The 23135-nt window shown below is 70.2% G+C and carries 21 protein-coding genes and 1 tRNA gene; 10 read left to right on the forward strand and 12 right to left on the reverse strand.

Going from position 1 to position 23135, the window contains the following annotated elements:
* Positions 1-33 precede the first annotated feature (33 nt).
* The 5 genes from ABD346_RS10720 to ABD346_RS10740 form a co-directional block, all read right to left on the reverse strand.
* The gene (locus ABD346_RS10720; RefSeq protein WP_344374025.1) at positions 34-1200 is read right to left on the reverse strand and encodes a glycerophosphodiester phosphodiesterase; all 1167 of its coding nucleotides are present in this window, start codon (positions 1198-1200) and stop codon (positions 34-36) included.
* A 293-nt stretch (positions 1201-1493) separates the two neighbouring features.
* Positions 1494-1700, reverse strand: coding sequence for a hypothetical protein (locus tag ABD346_RS10725; RefSeq protein WP_344374026.1), 207 nt, complete (start codon positions 1698-1700; stop codon positions 1494-1496).
* 214 nt (positions 1701-1914) lie between these two features.
* Positions 1915-2091 (reverse strand): hypothetical protein, encoded by a 177-nt coding sequence (locus ABD346_RS10730; RefSeq protein WP_344374028.1) that lies wholly within the window; start codon positions 2089-2091, stop codon positions 1915-1917.
* Between the two features lie 172 nt (positions 2092-2263).
* On the reverse strand, positions 2264-4276 hold the full coding sequence (locus ABD346_RS10735) for an ATP-binding cassette domain-containing protein (protein ID WP_344374029.1): 2013 nt from the start codon (positions 4274-4276) through the stop codon (positions 2264-2266).
* Positions 4277-4334: 58 nt separating this feature from the next.
* The gene (locus ABD346_RS10740) at positions 4335-4781 is read right to left on the reverse strand and encodes an NUDIX hydrolase (RefSeq protein WP_344374030.1); all 447 of its coding nucleotides are present in this window, start codon (positions 4779-4781) and stop codon (positions 4335-4337) included.
* A 407-nt stretch (positions 4782-5188) separates the two neighbouring features.
* Between ABD346_RS10740 and ABD346_RS10745 the strand changes: the two genes are divergently transcribed.
* The 3 genes from ABD346_RS10745 to meaB are packed head-to-tail and all read left to right on the forward strand — an operon-like array spanning position 5189 to position 10163.
* Entirely contained in the window at positions 5189-7000 is a 1812-nt protein-coding gene (locus ABD346_RS10745) for a methylmalonyl-CoA mutase family protein (protein ID WP_344374031.1), read from the forward strand.
* Positions 7000-9171: a methylmalonyl-CoA mutase gene (gene scpA / locus ABD346_RS10750; protein WP_344374032.1), complete on the forward strand. Its 2172-nt coding sequence runs from the start codon at positions 7000-7002 to the stop codon at positions 9169-9171. The genes ABD346_RS10745 and scpA overlap by 1 nt, the downstream gene beginning before the upstream one ends.
* 5 nt (positions 9172-9176) lie before the next feature.
* The gene (gene meaB / locus ABD346_RS10755; RefSeq protein ID WP_344374033.1) at positions 9177-10163 is read left to right on the forward strand and encodes a methylmalonyl Co-A mutase-associated GTPase MeaB; all 987 of its coding nucleotides are present in this window, start codon (positions 9177-9179) and stop codon (positions 10161-10163) included.
* 91 nt (positions 10164-10254) lie between these two features.
* On the opposite strand, the gene ABD346_RS10760 is transcribed toward meaB, so the two are convergent.
* On the reverse strand, positions 10255-11244 hold the full coding sequence (locus ABD346_RS10760) for an ATP-binding cassette domain-containing protein (protein ID WP_344374035.1): 990 nt from the start codon (positions 11242-11244) through the stop codon (positions 10255-10257).
* Between ABD346_RS10760 and ABD346_RS10765 the strand changes: the two genes are divergently transcribed.
* Together ABD346_RS10765 and ABD346_RS10770 are read left to right on the forward strand one after the other, a co-directional pair.
* A complete protein-coding gene (locus ABD346_RS10765; protein WP_344374465.1) occupies positions 11203-11358 on the forward strand; it encodes a response regulator transcription factor in 156 nt (51 codons plus the stop codon). The two genes, ABD346_RS10760 and ABD346_RS10765, sit on opposite strands and share 42 nt — an antisense overlap.
* 128 nt (positions 11359-11486) lie before the next feature.
* A complete protein-coding gene (locus ABD346_RS10770) occupies positions 11487-12530 on the forward strand; it encodes a LacI family DNA-binding transcriptional regulator (RefSeq protein WP_344374036.1) in 1044 nt (347 codons plus the stop codon).
* On the opposite strand, the gene ABD346_RS10775 is transcribed toward ABD346_RS10770, so the two are convergent.
* Genes ABD346_RS10775 through ABD346_RS10785 form a run of 3 tightly spaced genes read right to left on the reverse strand, consistent with a single transcriptional unit; the run spans position 12514 to position 16177 of the window.
* Positions 12514-13224: a TSUP family transporter gene (locus ABD346_RS10775; protein WP_344374037.1), complete on the reverse strand. Its 711-nt coding sequence runs from the start codon at positions 13222-13224 to the stop codon at positions 12514-12516. The genes ABD346_RS10770 and ABD346_RS10775 overlap by 17 nt on opposite strands.
* A complete protein-coding gene (locus tag ABD346_RS10780) occupies positions 13221-14711 on the reverse strand; it encodes an amidohydrolase family protein (RefSeq protein WP_344374038.1) in 1491 nt (496 codons plus the stop codon). Before ABD346_RS10780 ends, ABD346_RS10775 begins: the two co-directional genes overlap by 4 nt.
* Positions 14708-16177: a uracil-xanthine permease family protein gene (locus ABD346_RS10785; protein WP_344374039.1), complete on the reverse strand. Its 1470-nt coding sequence runs from the start codon at positions 16175-16177 to the stop codon at positions 14708-14710. Before ABD346_RS10785 ends, ABD346_RS10780 begins: the two co-directional genes overlap by 4 nt.
* A 606-nt stretch (positions 16178-16783) precedes the next feature.
* Between ABD346_RS10785 and ABD346_RS10790 the strand changes: the two genes are divergently transcribed.
* Positions 16784-16860, forward strand: a tRNA-Pro gene (locus ABD346_RS10790).
* Between the two features lie 666 nt (positions 16861-17526).
* Here the strand turns inward: ABD346_RS10790 and ABD346_RS10795 are convergent.
* Together ABD346_RS10795 and ABD346_RS10800 are read right to left on the reverse strand one after the other, a co-directional pair.
* Complete coding sequence (locus tag ABD346_RS10795) at positions 17527-18675, reverse strand: PP2C family protein-serine/threonine phosphatase (protein ID WP_344374040.1); 1149 nt, start codon at positions 18673-18675, stop codon at positions 17527-17529.
* A 208-nt stretch (positions 18676-18883) separates the two neighbouring features.
* The gene (locus ABD346_RS10800) at positions 18884-19276 is read right to left on the reverse strand and encodes a winged helix-turn-helix transcriptional regulator (protein ID WP_344374042.1); all 393 of its coding nucleotides are present in this window, start codon (positions 19274-19276) and stop codon (positions 18884-18886) included.
* Positions 19277-19376: 100 nt separating this feature from the next.
* On the opposite strand from ABD346_RS10800, the gene ABD346_RS10805 reads away from it, so the two are divergent.
* The gene (locus tag ABD346_RS10805; RefSeq protein WP_344374043.1) at positions 19377-19784 is read left to right on the forward strand and encodes a RidA family protein; all 408 of its coding nucleotides are present in this window, start codon (positions 19377-19379) and stop codon (positions 19782-19784) included.
* A gap of 187 nt (positions 19785-19971) precedes the next feature.
* On the opposite strand, the gene ABD346_RS10810 is transcribed toward ABD346_RS10805, so the two are convergent.
* Complete coding sequence (locus ABD346_RS10810) at positions 19972-20301, reverse strand: NADPH-dependent FMN reductase (protein WP_344374044.1); 330 nt, start codon at positions 20299-20301, stop codon at positions 19972-19974.
* A gap of 856 nt (positions 20302-21157) precedes the next feature.
* Between ABD346_RS10810 and ABD346_RS10815 the strand changes: the two genes are divergently transcribed.
* The 3 genes from ABD346_RS10815 to ABD346_RS10825 all read left to right on the forward strand — a co-directional run bounded on the left by ABD346_RS10815 (position 21158) and on the right by ABD346_RS10825 (position 23132).
* Complete coding sequence (locus ABD346_RS10815) at positions 21158-21286, forward strand: hypothetical protein (protein ID WP_344374045.1); 129 nt, start codon at positions 21158-21160, stop codon at positions 21284-21286.
* Positions 21287-21376: 90 nt separating this feature from the next.
* The gene (locus ABD346_RS10820; protein WP_344374046.1) at positions 21377-22252 is read left to right on the forward strand and encodes a JmjC domain-containing protein; all 876 of its coding nucleotides are present in this window, start codon (positions 21377-21379) and stop codon (positions 22250-22252) included.
* 52 nt (positions 22253-22304) lie between these two features.
* The gene (locus ABD346_RS10825) at positions 22305-23132 is read left to right on the forward strand and encodes a hypothetical protein (protein WP_344374047.1); all 828 of its coding nucleotides are present in this window, start codon (positions 22305-22307) and stop codon (positions 23130-23132) included.
* Positions 23133-23135 lie beyond the last annotated feature (3 nt).

A 23135-nucleotide genomic window follows, 5' to 3' on the forward strand; every position in this document is an offset into this window, starting at 1 on the left:
TGGGTGGGAGCTCGGGGCCGGTGCTGGGGAGGGTCAGCGGCGGCGGAATTCCTCGGCGGCCAGCAGTGCGGTGTCCGGGTCGTCGGAGAACAGGCCGTCGATGCCGGTCGCGAAGAGCGCCTTGAAGTACGCCAGTGAGTTGCCGTAGTCCCCGGGGTTGTTGCCGACCCGGAAGTCGAGCGGCAGGAAGCTGTTCTCGTTCCGCACGGTGTACGGGGTGAGGAACAGTCCCGCGGCGTGCGCGTCGCGGACGAGCGTGGTGGGCCTGCCGAGTTTGCCCTGGTCGTCCTGCGCGATGATCTGCGGCAGCCAGGGGCCGATGCCCTGGGCGAAGCCGGCGATCCACCGGAGCCCCTCGGGCTTGAGGAGGTCGGCGGTGGTGCGCGGGTCGCCGGACTCGACGAAGTCCGCGGGCCTGACGGACGGCTCGTCGAGCAGGACGGTCTTGGGGCACCGCACCCCGAGTTCGCCGAGCCGCCTGAGGCTGCTGGGCTCGAAGGACTGCAGGATGTTCGGGGCGTGCTCGGTGTGCCGGCCGTAGCGGCGCAGCAGCCTGGCCAGCGGCTCCTCGACGCCCAGACCCAGCTTGCGGAAGTAGGTGGGGTGCTTGGTCTCGGGGTAGATCCAAATGGGGCGGCCGCGGCGGCGCCCCTCGCGCTCGGCCCACTGGAGGACCTCTTCGAAGGTGGGCACCTCCCAGCGCCCGTTGTACAGGGTGTTGTGCTGCCGGATGCCGGGGATGCGCTCCTTGGCGCGCAGGGTCTTCAGCTCGGCGAGCGTGAAGTCCTCGGTGAACCACCCGGTGATCTTCGTGCCGTCCACGGTCTTGGTGGTCTTGCGTCCGGCGAACTCGTGGTGGTCCGCGACGTCGGTGGTGGCGGAGATGTCGGGCTCGTGCCGGCAGACCAGGTGCCCGTCCTTGGTGGGGACGAGGTCGCCGGCTTCAATGACGTCCGCTCCCATGTCGAGGGCGAGTTGGTAGGAGCCGAAGGTGTGCTCCGGGCGGTAGCCGCTGGCACCACGGTGGCCGATGACGAACGGCACGGGCAGCTTCGCGAGCGGCCCCGCGGGCGTCGACCGGTCCGCCGGCCCCGTGCCCGCCGCGTTCGCCTGTCCCGCTCCGGCCAGTACTGCAGCCCCGGCCCCCAGGGCCGCAGCTCCCAGTACCGTCCGCCGCCCCGGCTCGTACCGCTTGTCCATGCCCGCGCTCCTTGCTCTGTGTGGGGCCCCGCACCGCCCGGTTGATATCCGGGCATTCCAGGGTCTCCAGTGCATCAACCTGCTCCGCGAGGCCACTTTGCACGCCTCCCGGAAGCACCTTGATCGTAAACACGGACCGTGATCCCCAGGAGGCGCAGGGGGGGTGCCGTGGGGGATGAGGGGCTGATCAATGTCCGGCTCGGTATACCAACGCCCTTATATGTGACGCGAGTTGGCTGCGATGCCGCTCGCTTCGGGCAAGCGCGGGTCGAGTGCGGGTCGGCCGCCGGGGCTCATTTGCCGCAGACCGACACCATCGTCGCGACCACGACCGTCCCCGCGGCGAACCCGGTCATGACGGAGTGCAGCATCTCCAGCCGGATGTCCGTCCGCTCGGGCCCGCTCGGGCAGTGGTTCTCCTGCTCGCGCCGCGAACTCTTCAGCCAGTACACGTCCGGCAGCCCGGCATGGACGGGCTTCGACTCAGACAGTTGGTCCACGATCCCTCAACGTCCACTGCCCGGTCCGGGCAACGACGTGAACGCGGACCGCAACCCAACCGCAATCGTGCGCCCGGGCCCGGGCACCGCACCGAAGCGGCGCCCGGGCCCGGGCGGTGGGTACATCATGCATAAAGTCGGACTGCTGGGGCCAACGCACCAGTACGCGACCGGACTTCATGCTGCGAGGCCGTGAGGGGGAAGGCGCTCGTGGCTAACGTAGGCCGGCGACCGACACGAGGGTCTTCGCCAGAAAGTCGGCACCGGTGGCCAGGGTGCCGAGACCCCCGGCGGGGCTGGCGTCCTCGGCGAAGGCCGACGTCAGCGAGGTGGTGCACAGTACTGCGGCTGTCAGAACAGCGACGGTGACGGTTCGTCTGATGGATCGCACGATGTGATGTCTCCAGTGTGAGTGGCGCACGGATGTGGCGCTGCCCGGACAGTGCCCGCTCCTGGTCCCCCCACTCGCGGTTGCCATCAGGTTCCCCGGGATGGCCCAGCCCCGGGGGGAACACCGCCCGCGGCATTCCGGCACGGCACAGCGCGGGCCGGCTTCGGCGTGGTCATGCCGGCTCCGTTCCCCGGGCGGTCGCGGACCCGTAGCCGGAGGCCTGCAGGGTGAACATCTCCGCGTATTCGCCGCCGAGTTCCATCAGGTCCTGGTGCGAGCCGGATTCGATGATCCGGCCGCGCTCGAAGACGTAGATCGTGTCGCACTCGACGACCGAGGCGAGCCGGTGCGAGATGAGCACGGTGATCTGGTCGCCGCACCGGTTGCCCCGCAACACGGCCTGGTAGACGGCGTGTTCGGCGCGGGGGTCCATGCTGGCGGTGGGCTCGTCGAGGAGCAGGACGGGGGCGTCCTTGTACAGGCCGCGAGCCACCGCGACCTTCGCCCACTGGCCCTCCGACAACTCCTCGCCGTCCTTGAACCGTTTGGACAGGACCGCGCTCCAGCGGTCCCGCAGTGCGGCGATGACCGTCTCGGCGCCGCTGGCCCGCACCGCCGCGAGGGCCCGGTGCGGGTCGGCCTCGGTCAGGGTGCCGCGGGATACGGTGATGTTGGCGAGGGCGCTGAACGGGAAGTGGACCGGATCCTGGAGAACCATCGCCACGCGGGACTGCAGCGACTCGCTGTTCATGGCGGTCACGTCCACGCCGTCCCAGCGGATCGCGCCGTCGCTCACGTCGTACAGTCCCGCGAGCACCCGGGATGCCGTCGACTTGCCGCTGCCGTTGACGCCCACGAAGGCGACGGTCTGGCCTGCGCGGAGCGTCATCGAGACCTGGTCGAGCGCGGGGCTCTCCTTGCCGGGGTAGGTGTAGGAGACGTTGTCCAGACGGATCTCCTTGACGCTGGTCGGCGCCTCGACGCCGGTACGTCGCGGCAGCATGGTGCGGCACCGCGCCTGGAAGGCGAGCAGATCATCGACCCACAGGGCGTGCTCGTACACCAGGTGAGCCACGTCGACCACTCTGACCAGGGCGGACCTGCTGTTCTGGATCGCCAGGACGGCGCCCGCGCCGACGCCGAGCGGCAGCCATCCGTGCATGAGCATGGCGCCCAGGACGATGTAGGTGACGGTGGTGCCGAGGCCGCCGGTGGTCCGGCCGAGCAGCGAGAGGCGGGCGGAGCGAAGGTCGAGGCGGGTGTCCTCGGCGGCGACGTGCCGGGTGAGGCGGAGGTGCTCGTCCAACAGGGCCCGCTGGGCGGTGTTGGAGCGCAACTCGGCGGCGGCGTCCCGGTCGAAGAGCAGCCACGAGAACAGCTGGATGCGCCGTTGCAGGGCGTTCCACCGGCGGAAACTGTAGAACCGGGCCCGTGCCGCGCGGACCGCGGCGACACCGACGGGCACGACGGACAACGGCAACAGCAGGATCAACAGGGGGTGGAGCACGGTGATGACCCCGGCGGTGCCCACGAGGCCGAGCAGCGCGGCGGCGAGACCGACGGCCTGCCCGACGATCTGCCGTGAGTAGAACAGGCCCCGGTCCCTGGCCCGGTACGCCTCGTCGTGCCAGTCGGCGTCGTCGACGACGTCGAGGCGGACGTGCGCGGTCAGCTCCAGGAGCTCGGTCTCCAGGGCGGTACGGATCTTCGGCGTGAGCCGGGCCTGGGCGACCGAGACGCCGTACTCCAGCAGCGCGCGCAGCGACAACAGGCCCACCACGAGGATGAGTTGGGGGACCGCTGCCCGTACCCGCTCGGGAGTCGGCCCGGCCGCGAACAGATGCTGGGCCACCCCCACGGTGGCCACCAGGCCGAACGCCGTCATCGCCGCCGCGGCCATCTGCAGCACGGCCAGCCGTACCGTCGCGCCGCGGTCGGCCTGCCAGGCGAGCCGCCCGATCTGCTGCAGGATCACCGGGAGGCGCCTGAGGATCTGCCCGACCGACGCCTTCGCGGCGGCACCGTCGTAGACCGCCCAGTACGCCTCTTTCATGCCGTCCACGATGTCGTCGCCGTCCGTGGCCGGGGCAGGGGCGGCGGGAGGGAGCTCCAGCAGTTCCTCCCGAGGGCGCGGGATGTCGGCCGCGCCGCTGCCGGTGCTGTCACGTCCGTCCGTGCCGGTCATGCCCGCCCCCTCGTCGCCGTGGCCCTGCCTGCCGCATGCGTCAGCGGCTGTGTGTGGCTCATGCGCCCCACCCCATGGAGGAGTAGAGGCGGTTGGCGGCGATGGAGGTGAGTGCCACGGCGGTGTAGTCGACGAGCGGGCTGGGCAGCGAGGAGGTCGGATACCACCCCAGAGCGACGCAGCGGTCGGGCTCGCAGATCTTCGGCGTGCCCCGGTAGTCGAGGACGCGGAAGAACACGTGCATGCGCGGGGTGACGGCGGAGCCGCTGCCGCGGTAGTGGAGCAGGTGGACCAGGCGGAGGTCCTGGCGGTCGACGAGCACGCCGAGCTCCTCGCCCGCTTCCCGGACGGCGCACTCCGCGGCCGACTCCGCTTCGAGATGCCCGGCCGGTACGTGCCATTCCCGTGCCGCGAAGTGGGCGCCGGGGGAGCGCTGTTGGAGGAGTACCTGTCCCGACTGTTCGAACACAAGGTGAACGCCGATGATGTTGGGCTGGGTTCGCATGGAGCTCCTCCGATAGGCATCAGTGCGGACAGGTGCTCGGAAAACTTGCCTGCCGGCTCATGCGTAACGGTGATGACCGGGCGAACTCTCGCTCGGATGTTCCAGCCCGGCCCGGAGGTCCGTGCTGCCGGGCCGGAGCCTCGTGATCTTGAGTTCGATCCACTCCTGGGGGTCTGGTCACCTGATTCAGTGATTGCTTTTTCTTGATCACGGCGGCTTGGCGGCGGGCGCGGGAGCGAGTCCCCGCCCGGGGGGCCGGGGCTGGGCAGGGCGCCACCCGGCTCTGGTCGACACCTGCGCACTTCCTTAGCGGGGAAACAGTCGAAGGATCAAGGGTGATCGGGAGAGTGCAAGGTCACAGCCCTGTGCACTGCTGCTCCTTTGTGGGACTGGCCTAGCATTCGAGCATGACGGTCCTGCCTGACGACGGGCTTTCGCTGGCAGCCGAGTTTCCTGATGCGACACATGAGCAGTGGCAGCGCCTTGTGGAAGGCGTACTGCGCAAGTCCGGCAAGGAATTCTCGGGTGCGGCAACCGAAGACGCCCTGTCCACCACGTTGGAGGACGGGCTCGGTACGCGTCCCCTCTACACGGCGGACGACTCCGTGCCCGATCCTGGTTTCCCCGGTTTTGCCCCCTTTGTGCGCGGTGGCCGCGCCGAGGGGAGCACCAACGGCGGCTGGGATGTGCGACAGCGGCACACCGCGGTCGCGGACGGTGCGGTGCTCGCCGACCTGGAGAACGGGGTCACCTCGCTGTGGCTCGTCGCCGGCGACGGCGGGTTCCCGGTGGAGCGCCTGCCCCAGGTCCTGGACGGTGTGTACCTCGATCTCGCGGCCGTCGTCCTGGATGCGGGGTCTCAAGTAGAGCCCGCCGCACGGGAGTTGCTCCGCCTGTACGAGGAGCGCGGGGTCGCCGAGGAGGCGGCGCGCGGCAGCCTCGGGGCCGATCCGCTGGGTCACGAGGCGCGTACCGGAGAGGCGTTCGGCTTTGCACCCGTGGCCGGGCTCGCGCGGCAGTGCGCCGACGCGTACCCGGGGCTGCGCGCGCTGACCGTGGACGCCCTGCCGTACCACGAGGCCGGCGGCTCTGCCGCGCAGGAGCTGGGCTGCTCGCTCGCGACCGGCGTCGCCTATCTGCGGGAGCTGACCGAGGCGGGGCTCACGGCCGAACAGGCCGCCGCCCAGCTGGAGTTCCGGTACGCGGCCACCTCCGACCAGTTCCTGACGATCGCCAAGCTGCGGGCCGCCCGCAGGCTCTGGGCGCGCGTCACCGAGGTCTGCGGCGCCCCGGCACCCCAGCTCCAGCACGCCGTCACCTCTCCGGTGATGATGTCGCGCCGCGACCCGTGGGTGAACATGCTGCGCACCACGGTCGCCACGCTGGCCGCCGGAGTCGGCGGCGCGGATGCCGTCACCGTGCTGCCCTTCGACCACGCGCTGGGGCTGCCGGACGCGTTCGCGCGGCGCATCGCCCGCAACACGTCGTCGATCCTGGTCGAGGAGTCGCATCTGGCCCGGGTGATCGACCCTGCGGGCGGCTCCTGGTACGTCGAGCGGCTCACCGACGAACTCGCCCACGCGGGCTGGGATTACTTCCAGGAGATCGAGCGGGCGGGTGGCCAGGCCGCCGCCCTGCGCTCGGGCCGCATCGGTGACGACCTGGCGAACACCTGGGCCGTACGCTCCGCGAAGCTCGCCAAGCGCCGCGAACCCATCACCGGCGTCAGCGAGTTCCCCAACCTCGCCGAGCCCCCGGTCGAACGGGCGCCCGCACCGCCGACGCCGTCCGGAGGGCTGCCCCGGGTGCGGCGCGACGAGGCGTTCGAGGCGCTGCGCGCCCGCTCCGACGCGCACCTCGCGGCCACCGGGTCCCGGCCGCGGATCTTCCTGGCCACCCTGGGACCGGCCGCCGCCCACACCGCGCGGGCGACCTTCGCCGCCAACCTGTTCCAGGCGGGCGGCATCGAACCGGTCACCGGTGACGCCACCGCCGAAGCGTTCCGCGCCTCCGGCGCCGCCGAATCCTGTCTCTGCTCCAGCGACGCGCTGTACGAGGAACAGGCGGCGGCCGCCGCCGGCACCCTCAAGTCGGCAGGCGCCACACAGGTGTTCCTCGCCGGCCGCGGACCGTACAGCGATGTCGACGCGTACGTCTACGCGGGCTGCGACGCCGTCGCCCTGCTCTCCACCACCCTCGACCGCATGGGAGTGTCCTGATGGGAATCCCCGACTTCTCCGGGGTCGACCTCGGGGCGCCCCGCGCCGAAGGCTCCGCCGACGCCTGGCGCGCCGCCCTCACCGGGGCGGCCGGCAGCGAGCCGCTGTGGGAGACCCCCGAGGGCATCGCGGTCAAGCCGCTCTACACCGGCACCGACCTGGAAGGCCTCGACTTCCTCGGCACATACCCGGGCATCGCGCCCTATCTGCGCGGGCCCTACCCGACGATGTATGTCAATCAGCCCTGGACGATCCGGCAGTACGCCGGTTTCTCCACGGCCGAGGAGTCCAACGCCTTCTACCGGCGCAACCTCGCGGCCGGCCAGAAGGGCCTGTCCGTCGCCTTCGACCTGCCCACCCACCGCGGCTACGACAGCGACCACCCGAGGGTGACCGGCGACGTCGGCATGGCGGGCGTGGCGATCGACTCGATCTATGACATGCGGCAGCTCTTCGACGGCATCCCGCTCGACAGGATGACCGTGTCGATGACGATGAACGGCGCGGTGCTTCCCGTCCTCGCGCTGTACATCGTGGCGGCCGAGGAGCAGGGCGTACCGCCGGAGAAGCTGGCCGGGACCATTCAGAACGACATCCTCAAGGAGTTCATGGTCCGCAACACCTACATCTACCCGCCGAAGCCGTCGATGCGGATCATCTCCGACATCTTCGCCTTCACCTCCCAGCGGATGCCGCGCTACAACTCCATCTCCATCTCCGGCTACCACATCCAGGAGGCCGGGGCGACGGCCGACCTGGAGCTGGCCTACACGCTGGCCGACGGCGTGGAGTACCTGCGGGCCGGGCAGGAGGCGGGTCTCGACGTCGACGCGTTCGCGCCGCGGCTCAGCTTCTTCTGGGCGATCGGCATGAACTTCTTCATGGAGATCGCCAAGATGCGGGCCGCGCGCCTGCTGTGGGCCAGGCTGGTCAAGCAGTTCGACCCGAAGAACACCAAGTCCCTTTCGCTGCGCACCCATTCGCAGACCTCGGGGTGGTCGCTGACCGCACAGGACGTCTTCAACAACGTGACCCGTACGTGTGTGGAGGCGATGGCCGCCACCCAGGGCCACACCCAGTCGCTGCACACCAACGCCCTCGACGAGGCGCTCGCCCTGCCCACCGACTTCTCGGCGCGCATCGCCCGCAACACCCAGCTGCTCATCCAGCAGGAGTCGGGCACCACCCGGGTCATCGACCCGTGGGGCGGCAGCGCGTACGTGGAGAAGCTGACCTACGACCTGGCACGGCGGGCCTGGCAGCACATCGAGGAGGTCGAGGCGGCCGGCGGTATGGCGCAGGCCATCGACGCGGGCATCCCGAAGCTACGCGTCGAGGAGGCCGCGGCCCGCACCCAGGCCCGGATCGACTCCGGCCGCCAGCCCGTCATCGGCGTGAACAAGTACCGCGTCGACAGCGACGAGCAGATCGACGTCCTCAAGGTCGACAACTCCTCGGTCCGCGTCCAGCAGATCGAGAAGCTGCGCCGGCTGCGCGCCGAGCGCGACGAGACCGCGTGCCGGGACGCCCTCGACGCCCTCACCCGGGCGGCGGGCGGCGAGGGCAACCTCCTCGAACTCGCCGTGCGCGCGGCCCGCGCCAAGGCCACCGTCGGCGAGATCTCCGACGCCCTGGAGAAGGTGTACGGCCGCCACTCCAGCCAGATCCGTACGATCTCCGGTGTGTACCGCAACGAAGCAGGGGAGTCGCCGTCCGTGGAGCGCACCCGCACCCGGGTGGACGCCTTCGAGGAGGCCGAGGGGCGGCGTCCGCGCATCCTGGTCGCCAAGATGGGCCAGGACGGCCACGACCGTGGCCAGAAGGTCATCGCCACCGCCTTCGCCGACCTCGGCTTCGACGTGGACGTCGGCCCGCTGTTCCAGACGCCGGCCGAAGTGGCGCGGCAGGCCGTCGAGGCCGACGTGCACATCGTCGGCGTGTCCTCGCTGGCCGCCGGGCACCTCACTCTCGTACCGGCGCTGCGCGAGCAACTGGCCGAGGAGGGGCGCGAGGACATCATGATCGTGGTGGGCGGGGTGATCCCTCCGCAGGACGTGCCGACCCTTCTGGAGATGGGTGCGACGGCGGTCTTCCCGCCGGGCACGGTCATCCCGGACGCGGCGTACGACCTGGTCGACAAGCTCGCCGCCGAACTCGGGCACGACCTCTGAGCCCCATGGCCATCGACCTCGACACCTATGTGAAGGGCGTACTCGACGGGAAGCGGGCGCACATCGCCCGCGCCATCACCCTCGTCGAGTCCACCCGGCCCGACCACCGGACCCTGGCGCAGTCCCTGCTCACCCAACTCCTCCCGCACAGCGGGAAGGCCCGGCGGGTGGGCATCAGCGGCGTACCCGGCGTCGGCAAGTCGACGTTCATCGACGCGCTCGGCACGATGCTGACCTCGCTCGGGCACCGGGTCGCGGTCCTGGCCGTCGACCCGTCCTCGACCCGGACCGGCGGCTCCATCCTGGGCGACAAGACCCGCATGGAACGCCTCGCCGTGGACCCGGCCGCCTTCGTGCGCCCCTCGCCCACCGCCGGCACGCTCGGCGGGGTCGCCAAGGCGACGCGGGAGTCCATCGTGGTGATGGAGGCGGCGGGCTACGACGTGATCCTGGTGGAGACGGTCGGCGTCGGCCAGTCGGAGACCGCGGTCGCGAACATGGTCGACACCTTCCTGCTGCTCACCCTGGCCCGTACCGGCGACCAGCTCCAGGGCATCAAGAAGGGCGTCCTGGAGCTGGCCGACGTGATCGCCGTGAACAAGGCGGACGGCCCGCACGAGCGCGACGCCAAGGCCGCGGGCCGTGAACTGGCGGGCGCCCTGCGTCTGATGCACCCCGTGGACGCGGCCTGGACACCCCCCGTCCTGTCCTGCAGCGCCCGCGAATCGACCGGCCTCGACACGGTCTGGGAACGCGTCGAAGCGCACCGCGCCCTGCTCGACTCGACCGGCCGGCTCGCCGCGAAGCGCCGCGAGCAGCAGGTCGACTGGACCTGGACGATGGTCCGCGACGAGCTCCTCGGCCGCCTCCACGCGGATCCCGAGGTACGGTCCCTGGCACCCACCCTCGAACAACAGGTCCGCGACGGCGAGTTGACGGCCACCCTCGCCGCGGAGCGCATCCTTGGAGTGTTCGGCGGCGCAGGGGGCTGAAGCGCGAAGAGGACGTCTCCCGATGCGTCGCCGGTGAACGTACGGCCCGTCCGGTTGGCGCCGTGAGCGGCCGGAGCGAGCCCGACCACCCTCACGGGGTCGCGCCGCCCGGGGACCACAGGCCGACCAGATCCCGGTAGAGGTCGGATTCGGTGAGCAACCGGGCGTGGGTGCCCAGCCGAGGAGTTCCGCCGTCCAGCACCAGGACCCGGTCGGCGGTCCGTGCCGAGCTGATCCGGTGGGCGATGACGACCAGGGTGCCGGGGCGTTCCCGCATGGCGCCCTCCGCACGCGCTTCCGCGGCCGGGTCCAGGTGGCACGTCGCCTCGTCCAGGACGGTCAGCCGGGCCGGTGAGAGATGCGCGCGGGCCAGGGCTATCAACTGGCGTTCGCCGGAGGACAGTTGGTGCGGCTGGACGAGACCGCCGTAGCCGCCGGCCCCGGAAACCAGACGGTCCAGGCCCACTGCCCCGACCGTGTGGTCCAGCTCGTCGTCGTCCACGGGTGTGTCCCTCAAGTAGAGGAGATTCTCCCGGAGCGTGCCGGTGAAGACGTATGCCTCCTGGGGCAAGTAGGCCCTGTGCGCGGCCAGTTGGCGGGGGGTGAACGCACTGATGTCGACGCCGTCGAAACGGACCCGGCCGCTCGTGGGGCGGTGGGTGCCGGACAGCAGCGAGGCCAGGGTCGACTTGCCGATGCCGCTGGGACCCACCACGGCGATGTGTTCCCCGGGTTCCACGCGAAGGTCGATGTTGCTGAGGACCTCGTTCGAGCCCGCGGCATAGGAGAAGGCGACCGCGTCCAGGGTCACCGCGATACCCGCCGGCTTCCTTGCGGCAGGAACGTCGGGGTGCGGGACGGCGACGGCTGCCCGGGGGCCGGGAGCGGCCGGCGGCCGTGGTAGCTGCTCGCCGGGCAGCCGTCCCAGGGTGACGAACAGCCTGATGCCGACGGTGCCCATGCCCTGCACGAGGGCCTGCACCGCCGGGCGCAGATTCTGCGCTATGTACGTGAGCACAGGGAATCCGAGATCCTCGCGCTGGCGGCCGAGGGCGAGAGCCCCGAGGAGACTGCCGGGCATCTCCACCTCTCTGTCGGGACCGTGCGCAACCATCTGCTGTCCACCGTGCAGAAGACCGGATCCAGGAACCGGCTCGACGCGGTACGCATCGCCCGGCGCCGGGGATGGCTCTGACGCGCGCTCGCCACGACCGGTGCCCATGGCCCTCGCGCGTTCGCGCACCCGGTTTCGCAGTCCGGTCGGCCTCGGCGAAGATGGGGCCACGCCCCGTCGCCCGTCGCAGCAGAGGAGTGCCCCCGCAGATGCCCGCTTCCGGTTCGCCTCACGGTGCCAAGCCGCCGACGATCGCCGATGTCGCGCGCGTCGCGGGGGTGTCGCGTACGACGGTCTCGCACGCGCTCAACGGGCTCGGCAAGGTGGATCCCCGAACCAGGGAGCGCATCAAGCAGACCGCCCTGGAGCTCGGCTACCGGCCCAACTTGCGTGCGCAGCGCCTGCGTACCGGCCAGGCGAAGGCCATCGCGCTGGTGTCGTCCATGCCGTTCGCGGTGGCCGGCGGGCCGTCGCGGCTCGGGTTCTACATGGAGGTGGCTGCCGCGGCCGCGGAGAGCGCCCTCGTCCACGGCTATGCGCTGGTGCTGGTGCCGCCCGTGCAGTCCGGGTCCGCGCTCTACTCCCTCGACATCGACGGGGCCATCGTCGTCGAGCCCGACGTCGACGACGCGGCGGCGACGCAACTGCGCGAGCGGGGGCTGCCGTACGTCGCCCTGGGCCGGCCGGTCGCGGCGGACGACGACGCGCCCTATGTGGATCTGTGGGGCGACCGGGTGACGAGTGTGCTCCTCACGCATCTACGGGAGCAGGGGGCCCGGCATCCGGCGCTCGTCGTGGGCTCGGGCTCGCGGCATTCGTCGGTCGACGCCCGCGCCGCGTACGAACGGCTGGCCGCCGAGCACGGCTGGGCCCCCGTCGTCGAGGCATGGCCCGAGGCGGGGGGCGAGGACGAGGCGTACGAGCGCTGCAAGGCGCTGCTGGCCGCGCACCCCGAGACGGACGCGGTCTGCGCCCTGGTGGACGCCTTCGCCGTCGGGGCGGTACGGGCCATCCGGGACAGCGGACGCTCCATCCCCGACGACGTCATGGTCGCCACCCGCTACGACGGGCTGCGCGCCCGCACCTGCCAACCCCCTTTGACGGCGGTCGACCTGCATCTGGACCGGGCCGCGTCCGACGCGGTGGAACTGCTCCTCGCGGGGCTGCGCGGCGCCGCGACCGCACCCTCCGCGGCGGCACCGCCCGCCCCGGCCCTGATCGCGCGCGCCTCCTCGCTCAGGGACCGGCGATGAGCACGGTGCCGGAGACCAGCGCGAAGACCAGCACGAACAGCCGCATCCGTCGGGCATCGATGCGCTGATGCACCACCCGGCTCAGCCAGGCCCCCGCGGCGATCGCCGGAAGCAGCGCGATCGCCCAGCCCAGATCCGCGACGCGCCCTCGCCCCGTGGCGAACAGAAGGGCGAGCGAGGCCACTTCACCCACCAGGAAGCAGGCGGCGACGGTGGAGCGGAGCTCGGCGGGCGGCCGGTGCTGATAGACCAGGGCGAGCGGCGGGCCGCCGACCCCGGTCGCGGTCTCCGTGAGGCCGGTGACCAGGCCCGCGCCGACGTACGCCGCGCGGTTGGGCGCGAAGGCCGGTGCGGCCAGGCTCACCAGCGCCGCCGCGACCGTGGCACCGCCGACGAACAGTCCGATGCTGCGATCCGGGATGATCCAGAGCAGGGCGAGCCCGCCCGGCGTGGCGGCGAGCCGGGCCACCGCGATCCAGCGGGCCCCGCGCAGATCGAGCGAGGCTCGTTCGCGCCATGCGACGTACAGGTTGAGCGGGATCATCGACGCGAGGACGAAGACGGGCAGGAGCGAGGGATCGACGATGCCGGCCACGGGGGCGACGACCAGCGCGAAGCCGAGCCCGCTGCCGCCCTGGACGAATGAGGCGATCCCCACGGTGATGGCCAGGACGACCAGGGTCTGCGCGGTCACTGTGTGGTGCTCCGGTTCCGTGCTGGGGCGTTCTGTGCGGGGATGCCGCCTGCCTGTGTGCGGGGGTGCGCTGTTGTCGTGCGGGCGGCAGGGGGCCGGGCGGTCGCCGCTGCGCGGGCAGCCGTCGAGGTGGGGTGGGCGCGGGTGATGGGCGCCCTGGCGACGGCGGTACGCGCCAGCGCGGCGGCGCGGCGCACGAGCGCGGGGCCGTCCCAGTCGACGGGCAGGCCGTGCCACAGGCGCAGTCGGCCCGCGACGAAGACGGCGCTGATCTGGTCCCGGTTGCCGCGGCGCACCAACTCCCAGGGCAGGTCCCGGGACAGCGCGAGTTCCGGCGTGGACACGTCCACCAGGAGGAAGTCGGCCGCCATGCCGACGCCGATGGTGCCGGTGCGGCCGCCGAGGCCGACGGCGTCCGCGCCTCCTGCGGTGGCATGCTCCAGCCAGGTCCAGCCCGCTCCGCAGGACGAGTCACCCGTGGCCAGCCCGTACGTGAGGCGCTGCGCGAACTCGGCCGCGTCGGCGAGGCGGAACCCGTCACCGCGGGTGCCGTCGCTGCCGATCCCGAAGCGCACGCCCCGCTCGGCGAGGGTGGTCGCGGGCGCCACCGCGTTGCCCTTCCAGGCGCTGGCGACGGGGTTGTAGCTGACGGCCGTTCCCGTGTCGGCCAGGAGCGACACCTCGCGCGGTGACAGCAGGGTGGTGTGGGCGGCCAGGAGGTGGGGGCCGAGCGCGTCGATGCTGTGGAGGTGTTCGAGGGGGCGCAGCCCGTGGCGCAGCAGGGAGCGTTCGACCGCCGCGAGGTGCTCGTTGACGTGCATCTGGACGACCGCTCTGGCCTCGGTGGCGAGGCGGCCCGTCGCGTGCAGGGTGGCGTTGGTGGCGGCCTCGGGGATGGAGATCGCGAGGGAGGGGTGGATGAGCGGATCGTCGCCGTACGCGGCCAGGTGCTTCTCGGCCCTTTCGAGCACCGCGGCGGAATCGGCGCCTTCATGGGCGTCGTCGCAGATCAGCCCGAGGACGCAGCGGATCCCCGCGTCCCGCGCGGCGCAGGCGACGACATCGGTGTCCACATCGGCACGCGTGCCGGCGTCGGTGACGGTGGTGAACCCGCCGCGCAGCGACTCCAGCGCGGCGAGCTTCGCCGCCACATAGGCCGACTCCTCGTCCAGAGCGCCTTCGAGGGGCACCCACACCCGGCGGAAGATCTCGGAGGGTTCGCCGAAGGCGAGGGCTGCTCCGAAGCTCTGGGTCAGATGGTGATGGCTGTCGACGAAGCCCGGCATGAGCAGGTGGCCCGGCAGGCGCAGGGCCTGGAGGTTCGGATGGGCGCGCTCCAGTTCCTCGGTCGGGCCCACCGCCTCGAAGGAGCCGGCGGAGACGACCACCGCGTACAGCTCCATGACTCCTTCCGGCAGCAGGACCGCGTCGGGGATGAGGAGGAGGGGGCCGCGGGCGCGCAGCCGTTCCTGGATGAGCTGGTTCATCGGTTGCCTTCGGTGCGCAGATCGGGGCGTAGGGACAGCCGGCCGGCGAGGGCCGGTCCCACGTGGTGGAACAGGACGTTGAGGAAGGCCGCGACGAACGCGCCGACCGCGACGCCGCTTTCGAGCAGGATGCGGACGGTCGAGGGGAGGCCCTGGTAGACGTCGGGGACGAGGATGGGCAGCAGCCCGAGCGCGAGGGCGACGGCGCAGATGAACGTGTTGGTGTGCCGGTCGAGATCGCAGCGGGCGAGCATCTGCACGCCGAGCACGGTGATCACCGCGAACACGACCATGGCGGTGCCTCCGACCACCGCGGCCGGGACGACGCTGATGGCCCGGGTCACCGGCGCGAGGAACCCGATGGCGATGAGGAACACTCCGGCGGCCGCCGTGACGTAGCGGCTGCGCACCCCCGTGACGCGGACGATCCCGATGTTCTCCCCGCTCGTCACCATCAACGGCATCCCGAACATGCCGCCGAGCGCCGAGACGAGCGCATCGCCGCGGATCGTTCTGGGCACGGCCACCCGCTGGTCGATCTCCTTGCCCACCGCCTCGGCGTTGATGACGGTCTGGCCGGTGGCCTCGGCCATGGACGCCAGGCTGTAGAGCATGAGCGGCAGGGCCGCCAGTACGTCGAACCGGGGCGAGCCGAACGGCACGAGCCGCGGCACGTCGAGCCAGCCGCCCTGGCTCAGGTGCCCGAGGCTCACGTCCCCGAGCAGCAGCGCGAGGACCGTACCGGCGATCAGGCCGAGCATGACGGAGAGCTGACGCAGGACGCCGCGCAGGAGCAGGTGGCCGAGGACCGTGAACCCGATGGTCGCGAGGCCCAGCCCGAGCCGGCCCGGATCGGCGAAGCCGTGCTCGCCGGGCCGCCCCGTGACCAGGCCCGCCCCCACCTTCACCAGATTCACGCCGACGATGACGATCATCGTGCCGATGACGAGGGGCGGGAAGTACTTCAACAGCCGTGCGAAGACCGGCAGTACGGCGAAGGTGAAGAGGGCCGTGAGGATGACCGCGCCCGTCGCGACGCGCAGGCCGTGCTCGTCGGCGATGGCCAGGAACAGGACCAGCGGCGCGCCGCCCGGCAGCATCACGAAGGGCAGCCGGGGCCCGAACGTCCACAGCCCGAGCGACTGGATCAACGAGCCCAGGCCGGACAGGACGAAGGCGGCCGAGAGCAGATCGACGGTAAGACCCGCGTCCAGCCGCAGCGTGGCGCTCATCAGGAAGATGGCGGAGATGGGCGTTGCGGCCATGACCAGTACGTGCTGAACGCCGAAGAGCAGGATCCGCCCGAACGGGCGTGACGCGTCGACGGGATGGGGCGTTTCGCGCCCGGCATCGGCTGAGGTGCGGGCTGCTGCCGGGGCCGTGTCCGCCGGGCCGGCGGGGGTCGGGGAGTCCGGGGCGGTGACGTGGGCGGGCGCTGGGGGCGGGATGCGGCGGGGACGGGACACGTGCGAGCTCCGTTCGGGTCGCGAGCGCGGAATTCAGCCGTGGACCGGCCCGGACGGGAGCCACATGCAATCGGCCAAATCGATTTGGCCGCCAGTATGGGGAGCCCGAAGAAGCGGCGTCAAGGGTGGGGGCGGAGGTAGAGGGGGAGTTCCTCGGCGTGTACCTGGCGGTCGCGTATCAGCGCCGCTTGGGCGGTGACGGTGGGGGCGAGGGTAGTCATGGCCGGGCCTCCAAGGCGATGTTCATCGGCGCTGTCCTGGGCGATGCGCCGGAGACGGGTGAGTCCGCCGAAAGACGAAGCACAGCACGCCATCGCCGACGGACTCGGCACTCCCAGATGCACATCTCCCGCCGCATCAACCGCACCAGCACCAGCACCTGTACCTGCGTCCGCGAGTAAGCCCTCCACGAACCCTCGGCACAAGGCCCCCAGCTGACCCCGCCTCCGCTGCCGGACACCCCTGCGGGTGGGTGCAGGTGGCGCGGCGGGTTCCCGGTCGGGATCCCTGATCCGGCCGCCGGGCTCGGCGAACCAAGCGTTGGATTCACCCTGGTATGGTTTTCACGCACGAATGGCCGGGGAAATCCCCAGGTCGGACGGGCATCGGGACGTGGCGCAGCTTGGTAGCGCACTTGACTGGGGGTCAAGGGGTCGCAGGTTCAAATCCTGTCGTCCCGACCATGCTTTGAGCAGGTCGGAGGCCGTTCTCTCATCCATGAGAGGGCGGCCTTCGGTGTGTCTGGGGCCATGGTGGTCGCACGCCCAGTCCGTGGCTGGTTGGCCGTGGTGGTGAAGGCCGGCGGTGCGGGGGCGCGGAGTCGGCCGAGGGCTTCGCCCTTGCGCATGCCGGTGCCGATAAGGAACTCGAACAGGTCGGCCATCTCGGGGTCGGCCTGGTGGCAGTAGGTGAGGAACCGTGCAGCTTCCTCTGCCGTCCAGATACGTCGTTCCGGTGCCGGTGGGCGGCGCAGGACCGGGGGAGAAGCGGGGTGTGGGGGAAGCGGTGTTGTCGGACGCCATCGCCGAGGGCGCGGGAGGGGGTGGCCAGGCAGCGGTAGAGGGTGGTGCGGCCGCGGCCGGCGCTGGTACGCATGGGGATCGCCTCCGGGAGGCGAGACAGGGAGTGGGTGCTTCCAGCGTCCGACCACAAGCGACCACTGCGCCGCCCAAAGGGGCTTGACCTGCGGGTTTCCCTTCTCCGGGCGCCAAGGCGGCGTCGACTTCCAGACGGCGTGCAGAACCCTCGTTTGCTGGTGGGGCAGCAGCCGCACCCAACGATGGCCAGAGGAACGGTGCTTGGTGCGGCTCCCCGATGACACGCTCGATCACATGACGCGCCGGCTTCGTTCACAGGGCCGGGTTGGATGGTGGAGGGGCGGATGCCGTGCGGCGGATGGCGACGACGGCCGCGTCGTCGTCGAGGTGTGCGTGGACGTGGGCCAGGAGGTCGGCCTGGAGGTGGCGCAGGAGTTCGTCGGGGTCGTCCGTGGTCCACTGTGGTGCGCGATCGGTGAACGGGTAGAACCGTCCGTCGGTGTTGCGTGCTTCGATGACGCCGTCGGTGTAGAGGAGGAGCAGGTCGCCGGGCTCGAACGGGAAGGTCTGGACGGTGTAGTCGGCGATGCCGAAGGTCCCGCCGAATCCGATCGGAAGGTGGCTCGCCTCGGCCACGAGTGGGATGAGGCGGTTTCCGCGGAGGATCAGCGGCGGCGGGTGGCCGCAGCTGATGAGGTGGACGACCGGCTCGTGGTCGGGGATGTCGAGCAGCACGGCGGTGGCGAAGTCTTCGACGGTGTCCTGCTCCGTCGGTGGCCGCCACTGTCTGGTGTCCCAGCGGAACGCGGCGTCCAGATGGACGGCGAGGCGGGGAAGGGTGGCTTGCCGGTGGGCGGCCGCCCGGAAAGCGCCGAGGAGCAGGGCGGTGTTGCTGATGGCGCCCAGACCGCTGCCGCGCACGTCGCCGATGAGGAGCCGGGTGCTGTGGTGGGCGGTGCGTGCGGCCGCGTACAGGTCTCCACCCAGCTCGGCTTCCTCCTCGGCGGGGATGTAGAGGCCGGCGATCCGCAGCGGGCCGGCGTGTGCGGGCAGTGGCTGCAGCAGCACTCTTTGAGCCGCCTCGGCCACCGACCGCACCTGGTGCAGTTGCTCCTCGCGCCGGCCCCGGACCACGCAGACGGTGACGCAGACGGCCGAGACGACGATCAGGGCAGCGATCTGAGCCTGGATGTTGGCGGTGCCCGCAACTCCCCTGAGCACGCTGATCAGCACCTGGGCTGCTACCGCGAGAGCGCCCATGACCGCCGTCGTGAGGGGGCCGGCGAACGCCACCGTGATCGCGGGCGCTGCCACCAGCAGTGGGCCGAGGTGGATGTGCGGCGGAGCCAGTACGTCCACCACGGAGACGGTGACGATCAGTGCGAGCGGGATCACCAGCAGCGCGGGCGCGGGCCCCGGCTGCCAGAAACGCCGGACGTCCAGCCATGCGCGAAGGGCCATGTCTCAAGCCTTCCATCCACCTCGGCAAGGTGAGGACGCGGCGCTCCGGGGACCACCGTCCGTGCTGTGCGAGACGGAGCGAGAGCGCGAAGAGCGCCGACTGCCTCCTCTCCCGCGACGACGTGATCGCGCGGGTCGGCATGTGCGCGGGGCCCCGAGGTCCGCGAGCAGGGCCGTCGGCAGCTCTGGTGGACGAGGACCAGTCGGTTCAGGGACTGTCGAAGCGCTGGCGGGCGGTTTCGATGTCGGCGAGGTAGCGGTGGGTCCAGTCGCACATGCCGTCGACCGTCGCGCGCAGGGCACGGCCCGGCTCGGTGAGGGTGTATTCGACGCGTGGTGGCACGGTGGGGTGGACGGTCCGGTCGATCAGGCCGTTGCGCTCCAGCAGGCGCAGGTTCTGGGTGAGCATCTTGTGGCTGATGCCTTCGACCACGTCACGGAGTTCGGTGAACCGCAGCGTGCGGTCACCCACGGCTTCGATGATCAGGAGTGCCCACTTGTTGGCGATGTCGGAGAAGATCTCCCGCGCCAGGGAGTCCGCCCGCGTCACGTCGGCCTCGTCCCTGGCCTGGCCCGAGTCCTTGAGCTGCTTGGTCACCATGGGGTTCCCCAGTCACCGAAAAGTGCGTTCTTCCAGGTCGGCGGTCACTCTCCTACGGTTTCCGAGTAACCGCAAGAGAGCACGAGGAGGCAGGAAGAGCATGGCCATCACCCTGGTGAACCCCGACGGGCTGCCCACCGTCGACGCCTACCGGCAGGTCGCGGTCGCATCGGGTTCGAGGACGGTATTCATCGCCGGACAGGTCGCGTGGGGCTTCGACGGGGTCACGGTCGGCGTCGGCGATCTGGCCGCTCAGGTGGAGCAGTGCTACCTCAACGTCGCCACCGCCCTGGCTGCGGTCGGTGGGACTTTTCGCGACGTGGCGAAACTGACCGTCTACGTCGTCGACTGGACGCCCGACAAGATGCGCCTGCTCATGGACGGGGTTGCCCGGGCTGCCGGAAGGCTCGGGCTGGTGCCGGTGCCGCCGGCCACGCTGATCGGTGTGGCGGCGCTGGATGTTCCCCAGCATTTGGTCGAGATCGAGGCCACTGCGGTCCTCGACTGACTGGATGGCGTCAGGTCCGGCAGGCGGTCCGATCCGGTGGCCGATGACGACTCGTTCGAGATCGGCAGGCAGTTGAGGAACTGGATGTGCCCGACCCGGGGGCGACGCTTCCCCGGTTCATACGGGGCTCGGGCCACGTGAGCGAATTGCGCCAGCACGGGCGAGTGCTTCACGGCGAGAGGACTGCCTAGGGTGCCGGGCGGATCTCCGTGACGATCGTGTGGAGCTCGATGATGAGGCCCTGCCGGCTGCGGGCGATGCCCATGCCGGTGACCACCGGTGGTTCGCCGTCGGCGGGGCCCCACGCGAAGCCCAGGTGCCCGATGCCGTCGAGTCCCGACGCGGGTCCGACGGGACGACGGCATCGGCTCGTCGAGGTGGGGCAGGGGGCGCGTAGATCGAGCAGCTCGAAGCGGGCGTCGGTCCGGCGCGAGGCGTGGTCGAGGACCCAGTGCGCCACCTGGTCGCCGACGCGGTTGGGCCGGGTGCTGCCGAGGATGATGCCGATGGTGGGCATGGCGGTGCCTGCCTTTGCGGAGTGCTGTGTGTCTTCGGGACGTGCACTGCCCCGAAGGTCGTTGACCTGGTGGGAGGTGGTGTCGGCGGCATGGAGCGGGGCGCCGGAGGGTGGGGGGCAGTCCGGGACGACGGCCGACGCCATGGAGGCGGAGGCGAGGTCGGGCCGCTCGCCGAGGCGGTGTGGTGCTTGGTGAACGCCGGGGCGAGATCATGAAGCCGGCCTGGTCGTTGCTGTGTTCACCCTGTTGGCTCTTGGCGGAGACGGCGTCACGGAAGGTGCCGTCCTCGGCCGGCGGGCTGAACCTGCCCGGATGCGCCGTCAGACCGAACTGCGCCAAGCGGTGTCCGCGTGGCGCTCGGCATCCAGCAAACACCACCCGCCGAAAGGCGCCCTGCTGGGACCGCCCCCGCTGGACCTGCACCTGTGCAGACGCTGCCCCGGCGAGTGGAGCCCCGTCTTCGAGCGAAGCGAATCCCGTGTGATCGACCTCCGCGTTCCAGGGAGTCTCGTCGAGGCGCTGCCCATCGGACGGTCAGGTGCGGCCGACCGGGACGTACGGTCGCCGGATGTCCTCCGGATAGGCGGTCGGGAAAGGGAAGACCTGCCATGACCGGCATCGGAGGTGATCGGCCGCTCGCGGCGCAGCGGCTGTGTCGCCACCCCCGCCGTGTTCCGGCGCTTCGTCGGTGCCGTCGCGGGCGGCGTGCACCTCGTAGCAGTTTGGCCCTCTAATGCACATTATGCCCGAACCCGATAATTAATGAGTACGCAAAAACGCGCCCTTCCTCTTGGCCGGTGATCTTGCTCGATGTGTATGGTGAATTCTCTTGATCCAACAAAGATTGGAGTCCCCATGGAGACCATTCGCGAGGCTTTCACCGCCAACAGCGACGAGGCTCTGCTCAACGCTGCCGGCCTCGACGAGCACTTCGAGGTCGAGACGCTCAGCCCGATGGTGATCGAGAACATCGACTTCGCCTGATAGTGCGCGGTTGAGTCGGGTCCGTCAGGATGTATCTGGCGGACCCGAGTGGTCTGCTGAAATATTTGCGCAAGCGGGGAGTGACAGTTCATGTCCGCCAGTGATTCGCTGAGTAACATCCTTGACGGACCGGATGGGCTGCGGTCACGTTTCGGTGGCGCAGAGGTAGCGATCATCCGGAACTGCATTGCTCCCGAGGATTTCATCACCCGGAACGCGATCGACTCCCTGCTGCATCGCAGTTTGCTCAGGTGGCCCTACTTCTCCGTTTTCAAGGAGGGCGTCAAGCCCGCCCTCGGCGAATTGACAGAATCCCGTAGCGTCAACGGCCGCACATCTTCCGGGTATGCTTCCGCCGGGGTTTCCAGGCACCTTGACAATGGTGCGACATTGAAGCTCAATCAGGTCGAGGACTGGCACCGAGGTACACGCGACCTGCTGAGGGGGATCGAATCCGCCCTCCCTGTCGAGGCAAAGGCATTCGTTTTTCTGACGCCGCAGGACAATACGGGGATGCTGCCGCACCGGGACGGTTCCCATGTGCTGGTCATCCAACTGGAGGGCCGGAAGGAATGGCATCTCTACGATCCCGGAGTGGTTCCCAGGAGTGACTCGGGACTGGACGTGGACATCACCGCTCCGCCCCGGATCGAGGTGCTGGAGCCGGGGGACGTCATGTACCTGCCGCATGGCTACCCGCACGCTGCGACGGCGGTCGGCGGCTGGTCGCTCCACCTCACCTACACGCTCACGGAACCCACGCCCCAGGCGTTGGTCCGCGCCGTCGTGGACTCGTGGTTGTCCTCGCCCGCCGGGGAGGACCTTGCGGCCCGGAGTGCCGGACTGACGGCCGAGCAGCGAGTCGGCGAAGTCTCGGAATCGGTTGCGGCCCTTCTGGGCACTCTGGACGACGCCACGGTTGTCCAGAACGCTCTGGCGACCATGCGCGGCAGGCGGGTCACCTGACAGTCGGCGCGCGGTGCCGATGAACTGACTGATCTACCTGGCGGGAGCTACCGTGCCTTTCTGTCTGGACAATCTGGTCGAAGACCGGGCGTCCTTTTTCGCTGCTCATTGGAACAGCACACCTGCGGTTTTCGAGGCAAGTGATCTACCTGCGGAAATGCTGACGGAGCGCGAGATCACCGATATGATCGACTGCGGTCTCCTGAGCCACCCGTACTTCTCCGTCATCAAGGACGGGAAGCTGGTGAACCCGGCGGCCACAGTGAGGTCGCGGGTCGTCGTCGGAAACCGATTGAATGACCTTGTCGACCCGGATGCCGCCCGTCGGGCATTTTGCGATGGTGCGACACTGCGACTGAACCAGCCGGACCACTGGCAAGAATCCGTGTATCGACTGCTGGAAGTATTCACAGAGGAATTCAGCGCGATCGTCGAATCGTACGCCTTCCTCGCGCCGGCAGGCAGTCGGGAGCAACGGAAACGGCCGGCCGGTACCCACACTTTTGTCATCCAATTGGAGGGCGCGAGCGAGTGGAAGATCGGCGGACGAGCAACGCCGGAGGTCCGTAGATACGGTTTGGCCGCCGACACCGTACTGTACATTCCCCAAGGAATGTTCTGCGAAGTGGAAGTTGCCGAGAAGAGTTCACTTCACCTCGAATGCACGGTGATCGAACCGAATGCGGAGGAAACCGTGCGGGCCATCTCCGAGGCAATCATCGAACGGATCGGAAAGGACCCGCGAAGCACTTCGCATCATCTTCTGCCGACAGCCGAGAAGACGGAGTGGATTCGCACCGCAATGGGCCGATTCCTCGGCGAACCCGATCTGCAGGACCTGATAGCGCGTGCCGCCGCGCTGCAGGCACGCCGCCGATGACGG

Source organism: Streptomyces mauvecolor (assembly GCF_039532965.1).
Lineage (GTDB): Bacteria > Actinomycetota > Actinomycetes > Streptomycetales > Streptomycetaceae > Streptomyces > Streptomyces violascens.